This is a genomic window from Vibrio sp. 5S239, from assembly GCF_041439575.1.
GTDB classification, from domain to species: Bacteria; Pseudomonadota; Gammaproteobacteria; order Enterobacterales; family Vibrionaceae; genus Vibrio; species Vibrio kanaloae.
Window position 1 is genome coordinate 1 of record NZ_JBGOOM010000021.1, and the last position, 19,885, is coordinate 19,885.

General features: G+C 41.7%; 18 protein-coding genes and 1 pseudogene. 11 read left to right on the forward strand and 8 right to left on the reverse strand.

Annotated features, from left to right (window positions below):
* Nucleotides 1–186: 186 nt before the first annotated feature.
* The 3 genes from ACED48_RS15220 to ACED48_RS15230 form a co-directional block, all read right to left on the reverse strand.
* Complete coding sequence (locus ACED48_RS15220; RefSeq protein ID WP_017057151.1) at nucleotides 187–663, reverse strand: hypothetical protein; 477 nt, start codon at nucleotides 661–663, stop codon at nucleotides 187–189.
* Between the two features lie 187 nt (nucleotides 664–850).
* Nucleotides 851–1,693: a hypothetical protein gene (locus ACED48_RS15225; protein ID WP_017057150.1), complete on the reverse strand. Its 843-nt coding sequence runs from the start codon at nucleotides 1,691–1,693 to the stop codon at nucleotides 851–853.
* 653 nt (nucleotides 1,694–2,346) lie between these two features.
* Nucleotides 2,347–3,168, reverse strand: a complete 822-nt coding sequence (locus ACED48_RS15230) for a hypothetical protein (protein ID WP_017057148.1) — start codon at nucleotides 3,166–3,168, stop codon at nucleotides 2,347–2,349.
* A 249-nt stretch (nucleotides 3,169–3,417) separates the two neighbouring features.
* On the opposite strand from ACED48_RS15230, the gene ACED48_RS15235 reads away from it, so the two are divergent.
* The 3 genes and pseudogenes from ACED48_RS15235 (at nucleotide 3,418) to ACED48_RS15245 (ending at nucleotide 5,492) form a co-directional block, all read left to right on the forward strand.
* Nucleotides 3,418–4,392 carry an integron integrase gene (locus tag ACED48_RS15235; RefSeq protein ID WP_017057147.1) on the forward strand — a complete coding sequence of 325 codons (975 nt, stop codon included), beginning with the start codon at nucleotides 3,418–3,420 and terminating at the stop codon, nucleotides 4,390–4,392.
* 408 nt (nucleotides 4,393–4,800) lie between these two features.
* Nucleotides 4,801–5,141: pseudogene (locus ACED48_RS15240) on the forward strand (nuclease); the annotation flags it as partial.
* A gap of 159 nt (nucleotides 5,142–5,300) precedes the next feature.
* A complete protein-coding gene (locus ACED48_RS15245; RefSeq protein WP_017057145.1) occupies nucleotides 5,301–5,492 on the forward strand; it encodes a hypothetical protein in 192 nt (63 codons plus the stop codon).
* A gap of 205 nt (nucleotides 5,493–5,697) precedes the next feature.
* Here the strand turns inward: ACED48_RS15245 and ACED48_RS15250 are convergent, their stop codons facing one another.
* From ACED48_RS15250 to ACED48_RS15260, 3 genes are read right to left on the reverse strand one after another with little or no spacing between them, the layout of a single operon-like run.
* Nucleotides 5,698–6,168 carry a hypothetical protein gene (locus ACED48_RS15250; protein WP_017057144.1) on the reverse strand — a complete coding sequence of 157 codons (471 nt, stop codon included), beginning with the start codon at nucleotides 6,166–6,168 and terminating at the stop codon, nucleotides 5,698–5,700.
* Nucleotides 6,159–6,608: a hypothetical protein gene (locus tag ACED48_RS15255; RefSeq protein WP_017057143.1), complete on the reverse strand. Its 450-nt coding sequence runs from the start codon at nucleotides 6,606–6,608 to the stop codon at nucleotides 6,159–6,161. Before ACED48_RS15255 ends, ACED48_RS15250 begins: the two co-directional genes overlap by 10 nt.
* A complete protein-coding gene (locus tag ACED48_RS15260; protein WP_017057142.1) occupies nucleotides 6,601–7,218 on the reverse strand; it encodes a winged helix-turn-helix domain-containing protein in 618 nt (205 codons plus the stop codon). The genes ACED48_RS15255 and ACED48_RS15260 overlap by 8 nt, the downstream gene beginning before the upstream one ends.
* A gap of 254 nt (nucleotides 7,219–7,472) precedes the next feature.
* On the opposite strand from ACED48_RS15260, the gene ACED48_RS15265 reads away from it, so the two are divergent.
* Genes ACED48_RS15265 through ACED48_RS15300 form a run of 8 tightly spaced genes read left to right on the forward strand, consistent with a single transcriptional unit; the run spans nucleotide 7,473 to nucleotide 14,825 of the window.
* The gene (locus ACED48_RS15265; protein ID WP_017057141.1) at nucleotides 7,473–7,988 is read left to right on the forward strand and encodes a hypothetical protein; all 516 of its coding nucleotides are present in this window, start codon (nucleotides 7,473–7,475) and stop codon (nucleotides 7,986–7,988) included.
* Nucleotides 7,989–8,005: 17 nt separating this feature from the next.
* Nucleotides 8,006–8,524 carry a hypothetical protein gene (locus tag ACED48_RS15270; RefSeq protein WP_017057140.1) on the forward strand — a complete coding sequence of 173 codons (519 nt, stop codon included), beginning with the start codon at nucleotides 8,006–8,008 and terminating at the stop codon, nucleotides 8,522–8,524.
* A complete protein-coding gene (locus ACED48_RS15275) occupies nucleotides 8,521–11,304 on the forward strand; it encodes a TcfC E-set like domain-containing protein (protein WP_017057139.1) in 2,784 nt (927 codons plus the stop codon). The genes ACED48_RS15270 and ACED48_RS15275 overlap by 4 nt, the downstream gene beginning before the upstream one ends.
* Nucleotides 11,305–11,306: 2 nt before the next feature.
* Nucleotides 11,307–12,011, forward strand: a complete 705-nt coding sequence (locus ACED48_RS15280; protein ID WP_017057138.1) for a hypothetical protein — start codon at nucleotides 11,307–11,309, stop codon at nucleotides 12,009–12,011.
* Nucleotides 12,011–13,051: a hypothetical protein gene (locus tag ACED48_RS15285; protein WP_017057137.1), complete on the forward strand. Its 1,041-nt coding sequence runs from the start codon at nucleotides 12,011–12,013 to the stop codon at nucleotides 13,049–13,051. The genes ACED48_RS15280 and ACED48_RS15285 overlap by 1 nt, the downstream gene beginning before the upstream one ends.
* Nucleotides 13,051–13,854, forward strand: a complete 804-nt coding sequence (locus tag ACED48_RS15290) for an outer membrane beta-barrel protein (protein WP_017057136.1) — start codon at nucleotides 13,051–13,053, stop codon at nucleotides 13,852–13,854. The genes ACED48_RS15285 and ACED48_RS15290 overlap by 1 nt, the downstream gene beginning before the upstream one ends.
* Nucleotides 13,855–13,857: 3 nt before the next feature.
* Nucleotides 13,858–14,388: a helix-turn-helix domain-containing protein gene (locus tag ACED48_RS15295; protein ID WP_017057135.1), complete on the forward strand. Its 531-nt coding sequence runs from the start codon at nucleotides 13,858–13,860 to the stop codon at nucleotides 14,386–14,388.
* Nucleotides 14,389–14,399: 11 nt separating this feature from the next.
* Nucleotides 14,400–14,825, forward strand: coding sequence for a hypothetical protein (locus tag ACED48_RS15300; protein ID WP_017057134.1), 426 nt, complete (start codon nucleotides 14,400–14,402; stop codon nucleotides 14,823–14,825).
* A gap of 554 nt (nucleotides 14,826–15,379) precedes the next feature.
* On the opposite strand, the gene ACED48_RS15305 is transcribed toward ACED48_RS15300, so the two are convergent.
* Nucleotides 15,380–16,312 carry an OmpA family protein gene (locus tag ACED48_RS15305; RefSeq protein WP_017057132.1) on the reverse strand — a complete coding sequence of 311 codons (933 nt, stop codon included), beginning with the start codon at nucleotides 16,310–16,312 and terminating at the stop codon, nucleotides 15,380–15,382.
* Between the two features lie 56 nt (nucleotides 16,313–16,368).
* The gene (locus tag ACED48_RS15310) at nucleotides 16,369–19,884 is read right to left on the reverse strand and encodes a hypothetical protein (protein WP_017057131.1); all 3,516 of its coding nucleotides are present in this window, start codon (nucleotides 19,882–19,884) and stop codon (nucleotides 16,369–16,371) included.
* Nucleotide 19,885 lies beyond the last annotated feature (1 nt).

The following is a 19,885-nucleotide window of genomic DNA, read 5'->3' on the forward strand; positions in this document are numbered from 1 at the left end:
CAGGTGAATAGCTAGAACGTAGAACAAAGCTTTTAGACCACAAACGCTTTTCTGCTCCTTGCAAACTAACGCCCAATTAAGGGGTGAACAACGCTACCACCCAAACCTAAAGCATTGTGCCATAAACGCTAAATTTGAAGTAGAAGCAAAAATGCCAAGCGTTGAGAATCCCTCTTAAATTGCTTGTTATGTGCGATTTTTTAGAAAAGTATTAACCGCATCAACCATTAGTTGGGCATCTTTTAAATTGCGTGTACGTAATATATGCATAATCTGAGTTCCATCCTCTCGATAAAGCGTAACTACGTACCACTGTTTAAATTTTCTCGTCCAGTCTAATAATTTTACTTCAGCCACTTCATCATAGTAAACCCGCTCTGAAACTCTATGAGTTGTGCTGGAAGAGCTAGAAAAAACAATACCACTATCACCCACTACACTACCGACTCCACTTGTAGTAGATTTATATCCAAAATCCCAACCAAAATAATGTTCAGTAATGACAAAATAGTCTGGTTTCCACGCACGATGCTGAGTCATTATCATTCTATCAATTAGCATCGGAGCTTTCTCTATATCAATATCATTTGGCGTGTAAGCCATACGAGTTGTACCACACCCCACTAATACACTTAAAACAACCGATATAAATATAATACGCATCTATAACCCTATTAATTATTTTGAAGCTACAATTTTCATTAAAGCCAAAAGCTACACAAACAGCACATAACGCCCAATTAAGGGGTGAACAACGCCTCCGCCCAAACCTAAGGCATTGTGCCATAAACACTAAACTTGAAGTAGAAGCAAAAATGCCAAACGTTGTGAATCTCTCTTAAATTGCTTGTTATACGAATTTTTGGACACCTACAGAGTTTATTTGTGATGCATATAAAGAAGCCCCGTTATCGTCTGGAATTTCTGGAAAATCTAACCGAGGATGAGACACAAAGTCTACTGTGATCTGAGTTAGTTCGTCCCTTCCTACCTTTTTGTTTGGTAGCAATTTAGGCAGTGAAATATTGATCTCTTCTGGTACATTCCAAACAACCCAAAATGCTAAAGGGAAAAATTTCAAAACATCACCGACGACTGGATTTACACCCCATTTAAAACTACGACCAAAAGATTTTAAGACTTTAATGTCTCTAGATGGGTAGAACCAATAATAGATTTCTACATTATCTGGGAGTGGCGCATCTCCGTCCTTAAAATATTCGACTAAGTCACTGTATATTCCACTATGCGCTGTTGGCTCTGATAATGTTGAAATTGAATTCGCCGCGATAATATGACCAATAACCGAACGAGCTATTTTTTGTGGTTTAACAAAAAACGTCTTGTAACTAGGTAAGGCTAATTGATTGGATTGAATAGAATTAGATAGATCTTTTATTTCTCGGTATAGCTTGATTAACTCAGGATCGTAGCTAATACCTAAACGGTCATTGTTACATTTGTGGCAAGTAGAGCCAAATGTAAGACCTCCTTGAGAAACTACAGAGTGACGTTTATCTTTAGACCCAGTTTTACTCAAAGACTTTAGAACTACATTGCTAACATTACCGCAACCCGCAGGTGGAACATGTTCTCGAGTGAGTTTCCCATGCTCACGACATATAGCGCAGTACCCATGTTTAGGCCCTTTCGTTAAGATTCTTTCCGCTAATTTTTGTGCATGGTTCCCCATACTTACTCCCAATTCGTATAACGCTAAGCTAAGTAGTGAACAACGCAATACGAAGCCAACGCATAACACCTTAAACACTAAAATCAACGCATACTAAAAATGCCACGCGTTGCGAATCTGTCTTAAGCGCTTTGTTAGTTTGCCACCACGATGAAGCCAAAGTCTTAGCGCCAAGGTGCTGAATTAGCTATAAAACTAATGGCTTTGAACGCAAAAGTAAAACGGCAAGCTCAGAATTTAAACCCAACTAACAAAACGCACTTGGCTAAGAAGACTTTCATAGATGCCGACATCCACAAATGCAATGTTCAATGCTCACACTTAACTTTCAAAACCAAAGAAGCAGCGCGCAAGAACATTGAGAAGTGAACCTTACTAACACGAAAGAAATGAGTAACACGAAAGCCAATTAACCGAAAAACGGACTACGCGAGATGCCTATTTCGATGACAAATCTTTGGGAAATAACAGGTGTATAGCTAGAACGTAGAACAAAGCTTTTAGACTACAAACGCTTTTCTGCCCTTTGCAAACTAACGCCGCATTAAGGTGTGAACAACGCGACCACAGAACTTAACCTTACCACCGTAAACACTGAACTTAACGATGGAATGAAAAATGCCAAGCGTTGAGAATCACTCTTAAATGCTTTGTTATATGCGCTCTCGCCAAGTGGCATTAAGCATATTTTTATTAGACTCATAAATATCACTAGGTATTGGTGATGTTGTCGAGATAACATTGTGGTAGCTTGAAAATATATTTAGCAATTCCTTTTCATCTATTGTGTTTAGACGAGATATTTTGTGGTCAAGCTCAGTCATTTGTTTTGATGACGTCTTGAATTTAAACATAGTTTCAACAAACTCGTAAACAACACCAAAAGATAACACTGTAAAAATAAGTCTAATCAACGTGTAATCTTGGTCAAGTTCAATACTGGGTATTAAAACTAGTGCTAAGATTGAAATTACCGCCACCATGAATATTATCTTATTCTTTGCATCTTTATATGCAAAGTCATATAAATGCCCATTCCAAAATGCATTTTCTTGAATCATCTTTAATAGCTTTTGATTGGACTCTGTTTCATCATTAGTAAACGCTGTGCTTTCGTCCTGCTCGTTATTATCAATTCTTGTTTGAACTTTAGAATTTACACCAGTTCCTGCTGCTACTTTTAATCTAGAAATTTCATGAAAATCGATGTTATCTTGCCCAAAGGTTTTAGAAAGCATCGAAATCCTCTGAATTTCACTAGCCAGCGCACGAGTTTTCTTTATCGTCCAGTCCATGAACAATGAACCGATGTGAAAAAGCAAAGCGATTGCGCTTAACCAATAAAGTATCTCTTTTGAAAAGTATAGTGATGCACTCAAGCAAGCTAACACTATTAACATGACTCGTTTACGGTAATAATCTAAGCTTGCAGCCTTTGTATGCAAAGTTGAATAAAAATAATCAAGCTCTATCAATTTCTTCACCAATGTTAATTATTATCAATAAGCATATAACAGCTATTAGACAGAAAAATTCGGCACTTAAATACAGAATTATTCTGTCTAGCATCTTAATGATGTAAACGATACCCCGTTTTTATGAAAACTAACAGTAACTTAATCACTACAGCTCTCTACCTACATCCCAAAGTACAGATTTTTTCTATATAGCATGAATTGATGTGCCAAACTGGAGAACATGTATGTATAACCAGTTAAAGTTTAATGAAAAAATCACCATTTCTATCATATATACAAGAATATATGCTTGGGCGGCACTATGCCCTTCGTACAACGGAAGCATACATTTATTGGATTCACCAATACATTCTTTATCATGACAAAAAGCACCCAAAGCGTTTGACTTCCCGGCATGTAGAGGATTTCCTAACACATCTGGTTGTTGACAAAAAATCAGCAAAGAAAACACAAAGTCTGGCCCTCAATTCACTAGTATTTTTATACAAAGAAATCATTCAAAAACCCATAGATCTTGATATGCAGTTTCGACGTTCAGATAAGTCCAGAAAATTGCCCACGATTATGACTCCGGAAGAAATTGGAAGGTTATTCAGTCACTGCTCACCTAACTACAAATTGGCTTACCAATTAATGTATGGGTCAGGCTTACGTTTAATGGAATGCGTGCGTTTACGCATACAAGATATCGACTATGAATATAAATCCGTACGTGTATGGCAAGGGAAAGGAGGCAAAAACCGCATAGTTACAATAGCACCAGAGCTTTTCCCCGCAATCAAACATCAACAACAGATATCTACGAGTTATTATCAACAAGATGTGAATGACGAAGCTTTTTCTGGTGTATACCTTCCTGAGGCTTTAGCTAGAAAATATCCAAATGCAGAAACGAGTTTAAACTGGCAATTTCTCTTTCCTTCTAACCGTTTGTCGTCAGATTTACAAACAGGCGAGGTACGTAGACATCATATTCACCCAACAGCGCTGCAAAAGCACATTAAAGTAGCTAGCCAAAAAGCCAGCATTGAGAAAAATATCTCATGCCATACTTTAAGACACTCATTCGCTACGCACCTTCTTCAAAGCGGGGCGGATATCAGAACCGTTCAAGAACAACTTGGGCACACCGATTTGAAGACAACGCAAATCTATACTCACATCATTGATAGAGGAGCTAATGGTGTTGTTAGTCCACTATCTAGAATATTCGTAAAATAACGATAAATGGAATTCTGAAATGACTTTGTAATCACGAAACAGGGCACTTGCTCTTGGGGCTGAAGCCTCTCGTCATTCTCAAAACTCAATAACAATTTATGTTTGTGTTTTACTCTGCAGCAATGGCTGCGTATTACCTCTTATTGTTGCGTCACCATTACCAATGACAGCTTTCGTGACGCTTACAACTCCCAATATATTCAATAACTAGATACCTCACAAACACACAATTAAATAGTAGGCTGCGGACTTACTACTCTCTACTTCTTGCTTTCGAAAAGAGATATTTCACAATTTTCATCAATAACAACGTTCGCAAAAATAACATATGCATCAAAGACACACATACCCATCAATATGAACCAAACTGCATTGTGAACTGTTTTTATAAAAAAGCAGGAGTAAAGAATGATTAACAAGGATAGAGATTCAAAAATCAACAACAGTCTTCAACAGAAAGCTGGCGCAAAAGTAGAGCAAGATGTCGCGTTTTACTTACACAGGGAGCTTGGTGATGCAAATGACGCTCTAATCGGTCGAACTTCTATACCTAAAGATATATCGAAGAAGCTAATTAAAGCCGAATCTATTGGTAACAGCATTAAGAGCATCATCAAAACGCACCGCGTAGGTTCAATACTAAATCCGAATCCTACGCTTAAGCATGATGAACTGGACCGCCGGACCGCCTGGCTCACTTTCTAAACGAACAACATGTGTCTACTTCTTCTTCCGCTCCCAAAGTACATCAGCCAAAGTCAGTAAGAAAAAAAACACGTACTCCATTGCATGCTCTTGTGGTGAATAATGACACGAGTAACACCACCATCCACCTATTGAGCAATTGATTTCATAACATAAAACCTGTACGCTCACAATATGCACACGGTTACCCAATGGAGATCACAATGAACGAACTACTGACATGCGCTATGGAACAGAAACAACGAACAACTGTGACGAGTTTATTCGCAAGAAATGGATTTAAGATAGCTTCTACTGACTTTGATGATGTGACTTTCGAACGAGAGAGTGTGTTGGTCAATATTCGTTTTGATGCGTCGTCAAACGTTGAATCGATTTCGATTCTAAACAACTAACAAGAACACACAGGTCGCTAAAATGATTGAATTGCCAGCATTCGAGTCACTTTAGCGTCTTTGGCAACCGTCACTATTAAATTTCTTATAGAATTAAAATTTTTGCTATCTGAATAAAGCACAACGTTTCACAAATAATAAAAGATAAGAATGTGCATCGAAAAAAGATAAAGTGATTTTTATCTCTGTTCGACACACTTTTCAATTACTGAGTAGAGTCGATCGTTGAAGGAATTGAAGACAGAGGACCAAAATATCCTTCTGCATTTATAATAGTCTCAACCATCCCTAGCCTTGGATCCTCTTCAAGCTTTTTCAATATGTAGTTGTTTTCGGAATCTCTCGATATTTTCAGAACAATGAGCGACTGGTGAGACTTAAGAAATACACTCAGATTGTTCACATCTCCTTCAACAACCTTATTTTGCCGTACGTTAAACAAATACAGCGTATCGAACAACCCTCCGTAATAGCCCGTACTTACAACATGAGTACCATCAAGATATTTGGCTTGAAGCTTAAAACGACCATGAGAGCCTATCATTTTTACTTTGCGATCTGAGAACTCAGAAGCCAAAATAAAGTCACTGAACAAAGCATTAGCCCATGGCAAAGCAAGAGGGAGTGTCAGAATCAATACAATCACTAGCTTTTTATTTATTTGAATTAGTCCCATACTTTCAACCGCCCTTGAACAATAACACGGTCAAATTTTCTGTGATTTGTATCTTTTTGCAATCTACCAATCATGACATCACCTTTTTGCTGAACAGTAACATGAGTCATACCTCTAAAATAATTATCGAGATCAGAAGCAATAACTTTCTTGGCAAATTCAGGATCCAGGCCGGATACATAGTCTCCGGTTAAAGAGAAGAAATATAATGAATCCCCCAGTGACGCATAAATTCCCCGATGTACCCGATACACCTCGCCTTCATAACTGTGAATGGTTTTGTATAAACCAGACTTCGCATTCAGCAAAATTTCATGCTCATCGTTTTCAAATTTGGCGTAGCCAGAAAAGTATGTACCTAAAGACAAAAACCATGGCACCAAAAACAACACCACAATAAAAAGCCCAATTCGTAGAGTGAGGGATTTAAGGCTAACCACCAGCACCTCCCCCAAAACATTCAAAGCATTCGAAAGCTTCACGATAGACAAAGTAGAAAGTGATCAATCCAACAAACAATGCGATGGTGATCTCCCATACTACAGGCTTCTTACTCCAACGACGAAATACGTTAGATGTTGCAGACGGTTCTTCTGGAATAGAATTAAGAGACGTACCGGTATAGTTTTCATCAGCTTGTACAGTCGACGCTTGAGTCAATTCTTTTTCATAATCTAACTCGTTAGCCTTAGCGACATTGTCATTATTGCCGACAGACTCATCTTGAACAATCTCGATGTTCATCGCATTGATGAATACATACCCTTCTCCGGGCAAGTTGTTCACTTCAAACCCTAGATCCAAGCTGTCTAGCTTTTTTCGTAACTTCATAATGGCGACGGCCAAAGAGTTCTCACCAACGACTCTTCCTGGCCAACCTTTCTCAATCAGAACCTGCTTATCAATCACTTCTCCGTGTGACTCACCAAAAGCCAACAGCAAATTATATTCACTTCGATTCAACTCTAAGGGCTGATTTTCTTGCCCCGAGTCGCTGTTTATCAAAGTTATGGTTCTTCTTACTGTGTCTATAGAAAGTTTTTTAAACATTCTTTTCCCTGCATTCACACTACCTAATAAAAGTAGCCTAAAAATATATAAAACAATAATCATCAGACATTTACATGTAGATAATCTAAAAAATTAAACGTTATTAACTGGATGTAAAGCACTATTAACGGGCTTTTATTTCCAATTCATACGCCGTTGAAGTCAAATCAATCACCTAGAAAGTGTGCGGGAAATATCGATTCCAATACACCTTTTATTTTTATACATACATTTTTAAATAATAGGCAAGAAATATGAAACTTAATAACTTTTTCGTGATGGGCGCAACAGCATTGGCAATGACTTCTGGTTCGGTATATGCAGCCGATGAAGCGCTAGCCGATGCAATTTGGAGTGGTGTGATTGGCGGCTCGGTACCTAGCTCGAACCTTATCATTACAGGTGAGGCTGGTGGTGACATTCAACGAGGCAGTTTGTACGTAAACACTGATGGTACTTTCACTTCTTCTAAAGTGATTCTGGAAGCTCGTGACTATACACCAGCAGACCAAACTATCGGTGACCGTCAGCCATTAGCAACTTGGACTTACGTAACTTCTCAAGTACTGGTCGGCAACCAAGTAACTCAAGACGCATCCGTTGAGCTTTACAACGACCAGACACAACTAATTCAAGGCGAAATCGGCTCAGTAACTGGCGGTTATGTGCAACTGAGCGTTAGAAACTCTTCAGAAGTATCAGACGTGCCTGTAGAAGGTGAAGCTCAAGTTATCGTACAAATGGCTGCTAGCTACGTAGCAGCGCTTTAAGGAGCTTGGGGAAAACTGTGAATTACTTAACTCACACACTTCTCGCTTTGTTAACTGCAGGCGCGATGAGTCTTTATGCCAATGCAGAAACTCATACGTTCCAGTTAACGAGCGAAATCGATAAGAAGCACTTTTTCTCTTATCAAATTACAGAAGTCGCGTTTTCCCCTTCTTCTCTATCGCTAAGGGTCGATCCAAAAACCGACACTTTTCGTGATGCTACAACACAGTTATTGGTCGAGACCGATATTCCAAGTTCTGATCAGTCGACTCGGTTCCAGTTGTTCATGACCGGCAATACAGCTCAATGTTTCGATATTCATAAACAGGCACTAACAACGCCTGAAGATCTTGTTGATGTCACTGTCGCTGAACAGCCCTTAACCTCATTAACCCCTGTTCTGATGGATTTCAACACCACATCAAACGACCTAAAGAGTGGCGAATACGACGTCATATTATCCTTTGGGGCTTTACCGACAGGCTCAAACCTGTGCCAAGGCCAGTTATCTGTTTTAGCGGAGCTTACATTATGAAAAATAGCACGTTGATTACAACAGCGATCTTAAGTTCATGGACCTTGTCACATCTGGTTTCTGCGAATGGAGACACTTCAATCCCAGCTGGATTTGAAGATTTTTACTCGCAACAGGAGCGCGATGTCGAGTTAAAAAACATTGATGGTCGTTACATGACGATTCCTATGTCTGTAACTTACGATTCAGTGCAATTCAGTAATCCTGAAGATGCAACTGCAGTTGCAAAGAAACTGATGTCATCAGGACTAAATGAGCGCTCAGCAAAGCAAATAGTTGCTGGGTTTACTCGCGGTCAGTCGAATACTGTTGACTGCCAGGGCGACCTGAACTTATGCAGCCTTACTCCTAAAACGTATGACACTTTTTATGATTATCACTCAAACAAGCTCTACCTATACGTAAACAAAGAGCTGCTTGAGGAGAACAAACCGAAAGCACTCAAGAAGCATTACGCGTCGACTTACAACGCAAACCCAGGCTTGATCAACAACGCGAGCTTATACACATCAAGCGACTTTACCGACGACTTGAATGTGAACTTAAGTGACCAATTTATTTTAGGATTGCCTTATGGCTCGGTTCACGTAGATACCTACCTGAGCAACCAAGAAGATGCGTCTGAGCTTAATTACGGCTATTACAACCTTGAATACCAAAACCTGCGTTTAACAACAGGCTATCATCAAGATCGTTTGGCGCTTAACAGTACCTCTTTCTTGCTCAACAGTACTCAATACCATGATGTAAACATCAACTTGTCTTCGAGCAAAAACTTAAGCCGTACCGCTAAAAATGAAGAGCAGTCACTGTACTTCTACGCACAGACCCAAGGTGTATTAAAAATATTTCGCGATGACCAAATCATCGTGCAGCAGTCTGTACAAGAAGGTCAAGGAAGCATCAGCTACTCAGAACTCCCAGATGGCGTGTATGACGTAACTGTTGAGATATCTGCGGGTACGCAAGTGGTTTCTTCTGAATCGGTACGAATTTACAACGCCAATACAGACACATTGAATACTGGTGAATTCGATTACTCGGTTGCCGCGGGCCAATTCCAAGACAACGACACTGTTCAGAGTGACGAAGACCAACCATCAGGAGTGTCTTTAACTAATGAATTCGAAGGCGTGGCATTCCTTCAAGGTGGATTGGCATACAAATGGTCTGATACACAAACGGTGGCGATTGGCAGCACATTAACCAACAAACATGCGATGGGTCAGTTAGGTTTTAAAGGCTACCTACCCTTCGATAGCCGCTATGAAATATTCCTTTCTAACATCGACAATGAAGCTTGGTATGTATCTGGATATTGGAACCTTGGCAGCTTGGGCTTTACCTATGAGCGCCTGAATAACCCAGACCAAAACCAATTTGCTGAACACTTATATGGCACGAGTAACAAAGAACAACTCGGTATTTCCACCAGCTACACCATTGGTGACACGGTTCGTGGGTATAGCTCAGTGAATTACATCGAACAGAGCAACTTGTACAACAGTTCACTCCGTAATTGGTCGTTTTCATCAGGCTTGAGTGCGCCGTTTATTGTCGATTCAACGCTTGATCTGAATGTCACTCTTAATAATGAGCAACTGACATCAAATTGGGAAGACGGTGAGTTATCAATATCTCTGAATTGGTCGGTACCTCTGTCTTCAAAACTGACAGGAAACACAGGTGTCACGATCACAGAGAATGGTTTCAGCCAATATACCAACAGCTTAGAAACGCACGATTTGATTAAAGACCAAGATACAGACTTACGACTGACGGCTAGTAATAGCTATTACGTTAATTCAGCGAATGCAGCGGTGACCAATTTGACAGCGTACGCGGCAAAACGTGATGAATACTACCAAGCCGATGGTTTTGTCTACGCCGCGAACAACGGCGAAAAAGCGTTAAACGCTACATTACGTAGCACCCAAATTATTGGCGGTGAGAGCATGAGTTTCACTACCGCACAAAGTGATGCTTATGTGGTGGTCGATACCAAAAATAACATCCGTTTTGATACCGACGAGAAAAAGACAAAAGGCTTAGTGGTTGTACGTGCCGATGATCAGGTGATGAACAAACAGTACATCTACAACGACCGAGCGGTCATTACGCTAGACGACTACCAAGCTGCAACGATAGAGCTTGATGTAGAAAGTGTCGCTTTACACAACACTGGCGAACAATCAGTGACGGGATACACACACCCTGGCTCGGTCATTGAGTTGAACTCAAACGTGAGCCGTGTGATCAGCTTTGTTAGTAAATTCAAGGACATTTTCGGCAACGATGTACACAACATTGAATGTGAAGGCCCGGCATGTTTGAACGTATCAAGCATTACGACTGGCATTCACAAAATCGATGTTCAAGAAGGACAACAGTTCGCTCTAACCAGTAACGGCCAACAATGTTACTTGCCGTCTGTCGATGATGCGAAACAACTGAACTTTGGGACTAACTTCTGCCAACCAAACTTGAATCCAATGGAATCAATGATGCTGGTGAGTAACAACGAAGAAATTAACGTGATGTACATCGGTGAATTCGATGACATCAACACACTGAACGAACAATTGCATGCACTGACTGACAGCGGGCTGGAGTTTATTACCACTCGTCTAGGTCATACTTCTTTTGTCTACCTGACTGTAAATAAGGAACTTCAACTCAGTCATCAACAACGTCAACACTTAGAAAATGTTGCTCGCTACGCCAATTCGGAATCGCTACGAGAGCACAACTTTGTACTTAACCGACCTGAAGGTAACTGATTATGAAAAAGCTTCCTATTTTACTGACGACAGTTCTTGCAACCTCTGTTAATGCGAATGCAATGAACGTCGATACCATGTTATTGGTTGGGGACGAATACGGAAACGGCGTATTTACCCTAACCAATCGCAAAGAAATCACGGAATTTATTAATTCCAATATTACTCAACTAATTGTCGAAGACGGTAAAATCACACGCATACCTTACTCTGAAAGCAATTTTGAAGATTGGCACGTAACACTTACTCACAACAAAACAATTTTAGAACCGAATCGCCAAAAACAAATCGGTGTTCGATCTTTATGTGGCAACAAATGCGATTTCACCGAAGACCAGTACTATCTCGTGAGCTTCGAGCCCTCTCCATACGATCCAGAAGGCAAGCTTAAATCGGCAGTAACCATTAACTTTGGCTACCGTCCTTTATTCGTGATTCCGGCACAAACTCAAGATATTGATTACTCAATGTCTTTAGACAAAGGCGAACTGTACATCAACAATACGGGCAACAGCTTCGTGCGCGCCTATGTTGATCAGTGTACCGATGAAGTAACAGAAGATTGCGAAGCGACGATCATGTCACTTGCTGGCCGTGAGCGTAGCTACCCTTTGCCGGAAAACATTAATCCCTCGAACTTAAAAGTTACGGTCGTTAATCACGATGAAAGTTACCGTCAAGATGTCACTCTGAGTGAGAGTAAGTAATGAAACGACTCGTTTTATTGTCGCTATTATTCGCGGCTATGCCTAACTACGCTGCCACTCTCAATATCAATATTAAGGGGCAACAAGTGCGTTTTGAAAACGCCATCATTCTCGGTGCGGACCAATACACCCTGAGTGATTGGTCTATCGTAAATGGCCTCACCACAACGAGTCAGTTTTTGCCTAGTGCATTTGTTACAGACAAGCCAGACACCATGACATTAACCAGCAACGCAGGTCAAAGTGTGGAAGCGGCGATTGCGGTTAATGGATTGCAATACAACACAGCATCTAACCCATACACACGCGGTGATAATAAATTTGTAACGCCTACATGTAGCCAGTCTCAGTTATCGGGGAATATTGTAACGCTCGGTGACAGCGATACCCAAAACTGCAGTGCCAATTTTTCACTTGAGTATTCGCAATCAGTCACACCGTTTTATTTTTATCGCCCGACGTTCAACATAGATACAACGTCGCTATTGAACTCGCTTCAAGGTCAGGCAAAAGGTGTGTATACGGCAACAATTCCAGCTGACATCAAATATTACTATCGTTCGGCAGGAGGGGCGTTAACTTACCGTATTCTACCCGACGTTTTTACTGTGAATATCGATTACACACCTAATAGCTTAGAGAGTATTGACGTTAGCGGTGATGGTGTAATGAGCCCAGTATATGACACAACCAATCACACTGTTTCAGCTCAAACCACATTCAATATCACGGCAATTGGCCAGTTCAGTACTGGCTTGTCGATGACATTATTAACCAATGAGTTTGAACTTACTTCGGCGTCAGGCAACACATCCATCCCCTACTCTATTCAGTGCAATGAAGCGAATTGTGAAGATAAAGACTGGGTTAAGAATGGCGTCAATCAACTCGACAATAACCAGACCAGCTATGTGATTCAATCACCAAGCTCAGTGATCAATTTCGATCTCAATGTGAATTACCAAAATATTCCTTCGACAGATGTGGAGACTGGTACTTATTCAGGAAGTTTCACCGTCATGTTTGAGGAACTGTACTAATGAAAATATTGTTTAATCATACGCTAATGGCCAAAAGCTTTATTGCGGGTGCATTAGTACTGCCGAGCTTATGTTTAGCTGATGCATCACCATTTTATATTGGCATTGATGTGACCAACGCAGGGAAAACTAACTCTGAAGTGTCTGATGCTGCATTTGGTGGTCAAATTCTTTTAGGTTACGACCTAACAAAAACATGGTCAGTCGAGGCCAGTACTGGTTATTACGGGCACATCAAAACCATGAAAGAACCGGATCTCCCTTATTCAGAAGTTGAGGAACAAAGATTCAACAGCATTGATATTTCGTTACTCGGCACGATCCCACTATCTCGCCACTACAACCTTTATGCTGGTATGGGCTCACTATGGGAAAGCGATACATGGTCTCCCATCAGTCAACTTGGCGTGGAGTATGAGTTCAACGATCAACTTACTATGAAATTTGGCTATAAATTCATTTTTAGCGCTGACTCTGAAAAAGATCTACAAATTCTCACCTTGGGCGTGCGCTATCACTTCCCGGCGCAAAACGTTACTGAAGCGGAGCCATTGGTCTACGACGATATTTCAGTCTCGTCAACCTCTGAAATGGCGGTATACGAGCCCAAAGCAGAACTACAGACCTGTCAGCCAATTCGCTACATCGTAAAACAAGATGATTGGCTAATCAAAATTGCTCACAGTCATCAAATTAGTTTCAAGGGACTAGAGCAACTAAATCGCAAATTTGCTGACCTCAAAGACATCAACTTGATCTATGCCGGTGATGTTGTGTTGATTCCAAACAAACGTTGTGAATAAGCCATGCTGTTGTATCTAAACTCTAAACGAGACGCGCTAGAGCTTTATGCTGGAGAACCATTGGTTCTCCAGCATTCAGTGTCCCTCAGTAACATTGAATTTAATGTTCTCCGTGTTCTTTACGAAAATAATTTCGAGTCGTGCACTCGCCAACAGTTAAAGCAAGCGGGATGGCCAGGTCGGGAGGTTGGACCAAACTCCCTCAATGTCTGCATCATGCATCTGAGAAAAAAGCTGAATTCTCTCATTGATGATTCAGAAATAAAGGTAGTGCCTTCTCATGGATATAAGTTATATGTGCCAGATCATATTAGTTTAGTGCCCGATAAAAAGATTGATGAGATTAATCTTGCAAATCGTTCTGCCATTTTACCTGGTTCAAATACAAAGAGAACGTTGAATAAAAGGAACACAGAGAAGTTAAATGAAACTAAAGTAAAAGTTCAAAACGTTTCGATACGTTGGGGAGACGTCATTTTAAGTATTTTGATTTGGGTTTATACCTTTGCACTTTACCACTCTATTTATCACTGAATGAGATATACATGAACTTTAAACGACTCATCATCATTGTCGTGACTATGTTAGCAATACCATACCTCAATGCTACAGGTGGTCAATTTTCTATTTATGCCCATACCTATGAGAAAAATATAGAAACACACTTGCAATTCACTCATGGATTTTACTTTTCTGTACAGTTTTTGCCAAATGAAGTAGTTAGGAATGGATATGGTATCTACGGAGTGTTCAACGACACCGTTTTTATGCTGTCTTTGCATAAAAGCTACAAGTTTCTTAATAAAGATATTGACGACAGCGAAGTGTTAAAAGCCGATTCTATACAACACTTGTCCCGTATCAATATCGCTCAATTTAGTTCAGACCAACACACTATTTATATGCGGAAACGTTTAGACCATGAAAAGATCGAAAATATTCAATTTAAAGGCAAGCTGGGTTTCTGGTAAATTTTCAGTATGGCAATTCTCTTCCATCATTTGTTTTATGATTATTTTTAGCCCGTGGGTTCGTTTATTCGGTTCCGAATTTACAATGGAAAGTCAATTATCAAACCCAAAACGATCTCTTATTTTATATGTCAATAACGGGTTGTTTACCTTCGTAACGACACTTTCGGACGGGACAACGCGGAAGAGCTCAGGAATAGTAGGCTTCACCAATAATTCTTTCTATTTTCTCACCTTGGAATCGATATACCTTCATGTAGGCGAACACCTAACTCCAGACCTACGCCGCGACTTTATTAACGTAAATAATCATTTTTTTGATGCGAGGTTAAGGTATCTAACAAATAATACAGTTCAGGTCACCTACGATGAAGAGCTAAAAGTCGAGGGAGTACAGACTCAAACAGCTAAAATAAAAGGCAGTTACCCAAAGATACATTGATTGTTTCACATTGAGCTCATGCAACAAAAAGCCCCAACGTATGGGCTTTTTGCGTTTTATTGTAAAGGCAACTATTCGTTATTCTTCGGTGAACTCTACTCGCTCTCGCTGCTCACCGCCTCTTTTTCACTGCGGCAAGAGCCTGCTGTTCTGCGGTAATATCAGACTCTTTAAACACAATGAACGCGCGGCGGTTTAATGCATCGGCTTTTTCAGAGCGTTCATTAATCGCAGGCTGCAACTTACCAAATGACTTCACTTCCCAGATGAACTGCTTAGGGTCAAGTTTGGTTTTGAGGTATTCAACCACCGTTTCTGCGCGGCGCTCAGCCAGCTTTTCATTGTAAGAAAGTGAACCCGCTTGGTCGGTGTGCCCTGCCACCATAATACTACCTTGCAGGCCGCTCAACTTCGTTGTGAAGTCATCTAACTGAGTGAGATCTTCTTGCTTGAGTACTGACTTATCGAAATCGAAGTGTGGCGTCATTGCCATGTACACCTTACGTTCTGGTTTTGGTGGCTCACAGAAAGGCATCTCTTCGTACTTCTGAGCTTCTTCAAACACAATAAATGCACGGCGATTCTCCGCTCGGTCTTTATCTGTCTTACCAAGCAGAAGGGGTTGAGTCTCACCAAGGTGTTTCACTTCCCAGTCATATTGCGTTGGGTCTAGTTGCCCTTTCAAATAATCTGCGACCGATTTAGCACGGCGTTGTGAAAGACGTTCGTTGTATTCCAGAGAACCTTTGTAATCAGTATGGCCGACAATCGTGATACGCCCTTTGAGGCCTCTGATCTCTTTAACAAAGGTATCCAAGTTGATCTTGTCGAGGTCGCGTAATTGATATTTATCAAACGCAAAATGTTCTGCGATGGCGATGTGCACCTCACGCTCTGGCGCCAAACACTCGCTGATTAAAAACTTAGACACGTCTATGCCAGCAAACTTGTCTCGGTTCTCCTGACTCACGTACGTATCAGTTGCACAGCCGGACAGCAGCAAAGTACTCATCACTGCGCTAACTAGGAAAATAATTGTTTTCATCTTACTTTTAGTTCTCAACTTTCAACTCTTAACTTTCAAGCCACTTTTGGGCTAGCTTAAATCTTACCGACTAAGTTAATGAACACACCGGATGCGTCGTAATCGTCATCATTGGTTAAGTCACTATCAAACGCAGAGAAGTTATAACCAATCCCCATTTTAAAGTTCTCGCCAATGTGCTTGTTCACCGAAACTAACGCACCGTGTTCTAGCTCATCGTTGAGAGTGTCTGTTTTCCAGTGGTATTCACCCGTCACATCCCACTCTTTCATCACGCGGTAAGAAGCGCTAAGTCCATATAAGTCGATATCGCTTTTAACCAGCTCATTCGAACCAGATGCTCGTTCAAAAGCTTGCTGTTTGTCTTTATGCGCGTACTTAGTACCGACGTCCCAGTGTTGGTCGATCGAATAGATCGCTTCAACTTCAATGATCTGACTGGTTTCGTCTTGATAATCCACATCGCGATCCAGTTGATCGAAATCTGCAATATACGTGTAGCGACTCAGTAAATTGAGTCGGTCGTTGTAGATCGGGCGATAAGCTAAGCCACCGGTGGCTTCAGTAAATTGCGCCATGGTTTCGCCCGTAGTCTCGCTTTCGGTAATGGAGTAGTTGTACTTGCCAAATAGCGTGTACTCTTCCGTTAAGTGGTGCGTGTAACGGTTGGTCGTCACGATTTGTTGAAGTTCTCGCTGAGCAATGTCTGGGTCGTCTTCACTCTTATCCACTCGATATTCAAATTTGTGGCTTAGGGTGATGTCATGTAGGTCAATTGAAGCATTGAAGCTTATGGACTCACGCTCCGTGGTGATGTTCTGGTCATCTTCAATTTCACCAAGCTGATAACCAATCCCCATCTCGACATCTTCCGTCACATCGTAGCCAAAGCCGTACGAGTCGATACGGCCGTGGCCATCATTTTCATCAACAAACTGGTTCTCTTGGTAAAAATCGACACTGCTGGTGAGGTCTGCACGCTGACCAACAATCACGTTGTTTTGGCCTTCGTAGTTATCATCTACATAAGTTACGTAGGTTGAGTGGTCATCGGATACATCGTAAGTCACGGTGGCTTCAGCGACTTGGCCTCGGTCGCCATCGGTGTATTCGCCGCCAAGAGACAAGTCTTCCAACACTTGGAATTCAGCACCAATCGATGCGCTGTCGTTTTCGTCATAGTCATCCGACTGATCGACGGTCTTTTGCCCTTTGACATAAACGCTGTTCTCGCTGTCCCACATGTATTCCAAACGCACACCCGCTAAGGTCGCATCGCTGTGCTCGTCGTTTTGGTTAAGCTCTTCAGTTTGTTGCCCTGCCGCCGAAACCTTAATGTGCTCGGTGATTTTAACTTGAGTCTCAATCTCAATGGTTTCAGTATCTGTTTCTAGATTACCATCGACATCGCGCTCTTCATTGGTCGAGAAGCGAGACAGAACCGCCAAGCGATCAGTGGCTTGTAAACGAAGTTCAGCACCGTATGCCTCTTGCTCTAAATCATCGCTGCTGCTCGCGTAGCTGTATCCTGCGTCTTTGTCTCGGTACCAAAGTTTCAGGTCATTACCAACGGCACCAAAGATGGTTGGCGCAAGGTCATAAAGGCTGGTCACTGCGGTGATTTGGACACTATCACCCTCGCGGTCTTCCAACGTGTCGCTGATTGGCGTAAAGGTTAAACCACCATCGGTAGAGACGAAATTCGACTCGGTTTGCCTACCTTCACTATGCGCAAACTCAGCCTTAATGTAGGTCCCTTCAGTGGCACGTAGCGTTAAGTCCGTGCCATAAGACTCGTAATCTTGATTGTCTTTCTCTTGGGTCGCGTACGTCACGCCTACGCCAATGTAGTCGTTGATCCAACCTTTGGCACGACCACCGTAAGACATCGCGTCCAATGAGTCTGAACCTTGTGGGACGTACTCATAGTCGACAACCAGAAAGTTTTCGTAGTCGTCTCCGTTTTCAATCACGCTACCAAAGCTATCGGATAGGATGTTGTCGAGCGGCTTAGTCAGAATGATTCGACCTTGGTACGGGTCAAAGTCATAGTCGACGCCCGGCTCAAGTGGGATTTCATTCTGCACTAGGCCAGATTCATCTTTTACTTTTACATAAACCTTGTCGCTTCCTGGTACCGCTTCACCATGACGAAGGAAGTACAGAGAACCGCCTGTGCCCAAGAACTCATCGTGTGCATACAACGAATCTGCTTCTGCGGTAAAACCGACCACGTTCAGACGATCTTCACCGTATTGTGTCGTATCGCGAGTACGATAATCCGCTTTGAAGCCATAGAGGCTACGGTTGTAATCGTTGTTCTCGGTGCCTGTTAAACCCGTGTTGTAGTTACCCCACAAGTATTGAGACTTATCGTATTCCACATTGAGGTAAACCTTGCCCTTGGTATTGACCACTTTTTCGATGTTTGAGCTATCGCCATAGTTGCCGTAATACAGCTCATCGTCGTCTTCGAGGATATCGAACACATCCGAATCGTCCGAAGCGAACGGATGTTTGAACATGTCTTTGATTTCACTTTCTCGCGTATCAAAGTGAGTCGTTACACGAAGTTTGTCGCCAAATTTACCCTGACCAAAGTACGCTAAACGACCTTGGTTATAGATGTCATCTTGGTACTGGTCATCGACACTTAATGCATCGCTATTACCAGACACATTGTTCTTACCAACATAAAGATCAGCCAAGCCGGTTTGTGCGTAGTAAGTATCTGGAATACGAACGTACAGCTTGTAACGACGTTCATCACCGTTATCAAACACAACCTTGGTTGGGAAAATGTAGGAGTCTGTTGGTAGGTATTGCTCGGCGTATAAGTTGCCATCTTCGACATCAAATTCATCTTCACCGATGATGACTTTATCAACGCCCTTTAAGCCAGTACCGATGAATTTCGCTAAGCCCGCATTGGTCGGGATGTTGTGACGCATCAACTTAGCTTGGCCGTAGCTTTTATCTTTGCTCTCCTCATCGTCGTTATCGTTTCGGTCGATATCGACTTCAGAATCAGGCTTCACCAAATCCGTCACACCAACCGTGGTCACGTCCATGTTGCCATCTTTGTCCCACGCTTTTAGACGGAACATCAACTGCTCGCCGACCTCAAATTGGTAGTCAACATCGGTTTGACCATCCCAATTGATGTCAGAGTCGTTCGCCAGTTTGTCGCCATCAAGTACAGCGATTGGCTCAGACAAGCCAAAGTCACCCACTCGGTACACTTCCAACTGGTATTTTTTGATGTAGTAACCGTAGTTGGTGGTAATGGTGAAACCGACGCTGTCACGCAGTGTGCCTTGTTCGACTTCTAATTCATCGCTGACACTGACATCTAATACTGGGTCAAAGCGAGTGATGTCGCGGCTTGCCCAAATCGCACCTTGTTCTAGGTAAATACGCGAACTGTCTTGGTCTTGGTTCGGCTTAATGATTTCAATGCCAGTCGTCTCAGAACCGAGTTTTTCAAGCTTACCTGTGTCTTTCGCTACCGCCATCACAGGAATGGCCGTTAACACACACGTCGCTAAACGAGACTTACTAAATACTTTCATA

Coding starts and splice junctions, on each gene's coding strand:
- ACED48_RS15220 (WP_017057151.1), bottom strand. CDS start 663: ATGCGTATTATATTTATATCGGTTGTTTTAAGTGTATTAGTGGGGTGT.
- ACED48_RS15225 (WP_017057150.1), bottom strand. CDS start 1,693: ATGGGGAACCATGCACAAAAATTAGCGGAAAGAATCTTAACGAAAGGG.
- ACED48_RS15235 (WP_017057147.1), top strand. CDS start 3,418: ATGAAAAAATCACCATTTCTATCATATATACAAGAATATATGCTTGGG.
- ACED48_RS15245 (WP_017057145.1), top strand. CDS start 5,301: ATGAACGAACTACTGACATGCGCTATGGAACAGAAACAACGAACAACT.
- ACED48_RS15250 (WP_017057144.1), bottom strand. CDS start 6,168: ATGGGACTAATTCAAATAAATAAAAAGCTAGTGATTGTATTGATTCTG.
- ACED48_RS15260 (WP_017057142.1), bottom strand. CDS start 7,218: ATGTTTAAAAAACTTTCTATAGACACAGTAAGAAGAACCATAACTTTG.
- ACED48_RS15265 (WP_017057141.1), top strand. CDS start 7,473: ATGAAACTTAATAACTTTTTCGTGATGGGCGCAACAGCATTGGCAATG.
- ACED48_RS15275 (WP_017057139.1), top strand. CDS start 8,521: ATGAAAAATAGCACGTTGATTACAACAGCGATCTTAAGTTCATGGACC.
- ACED48_RS15280 (WP_017057138.1), top strand. CDS start 11,307: ATGAAAAAGCTTCCTATTTTACTGACGACAGTTCTTGCAACCTCTGTT.
- ACED48_RS15285 (WP_017057137.1), top strand. CDS start 12,011: ATGAAACGACTCGTTTTATTGTCGCTATTATTCGCGGCTATGCCTAAC.
- ACED48_RS15290 (WP_017057136.1), top strand. CDS start 13,051: ATGAAAATATTGTTTAATCATACGCTAATGGCCAAAAGCTTTATTGCG.
- ACED48_RS15295 (WP_017057135.1), top strand. CDS start 13,858: ATGCTGTTGTATCTAAACTCTAAACGAGACGCGCTAGAGCTTTATGCT.
- ACED48_RS15300 (WP_017057134.1), top strand. CDS start 14,400: ATGAACTTTAAACGACTCATCATCATTGTCGTGACTATGTTAGCAATA.
- ACED48_RS15305 (WP_017057132.1), bottom strand. CDS start 16,312: ATGAAAACAATTATTTTCCTAGTTAGCGCAGTGATGAGTACTTTGCTG.
- ACED48_RS15310 (WP_017057131.1), bottom strand. CDS start 19,884: ATGAAAGTATTTAGTAAGTCTCGTTTAGCGACGTGTGTGTTAACGGCC.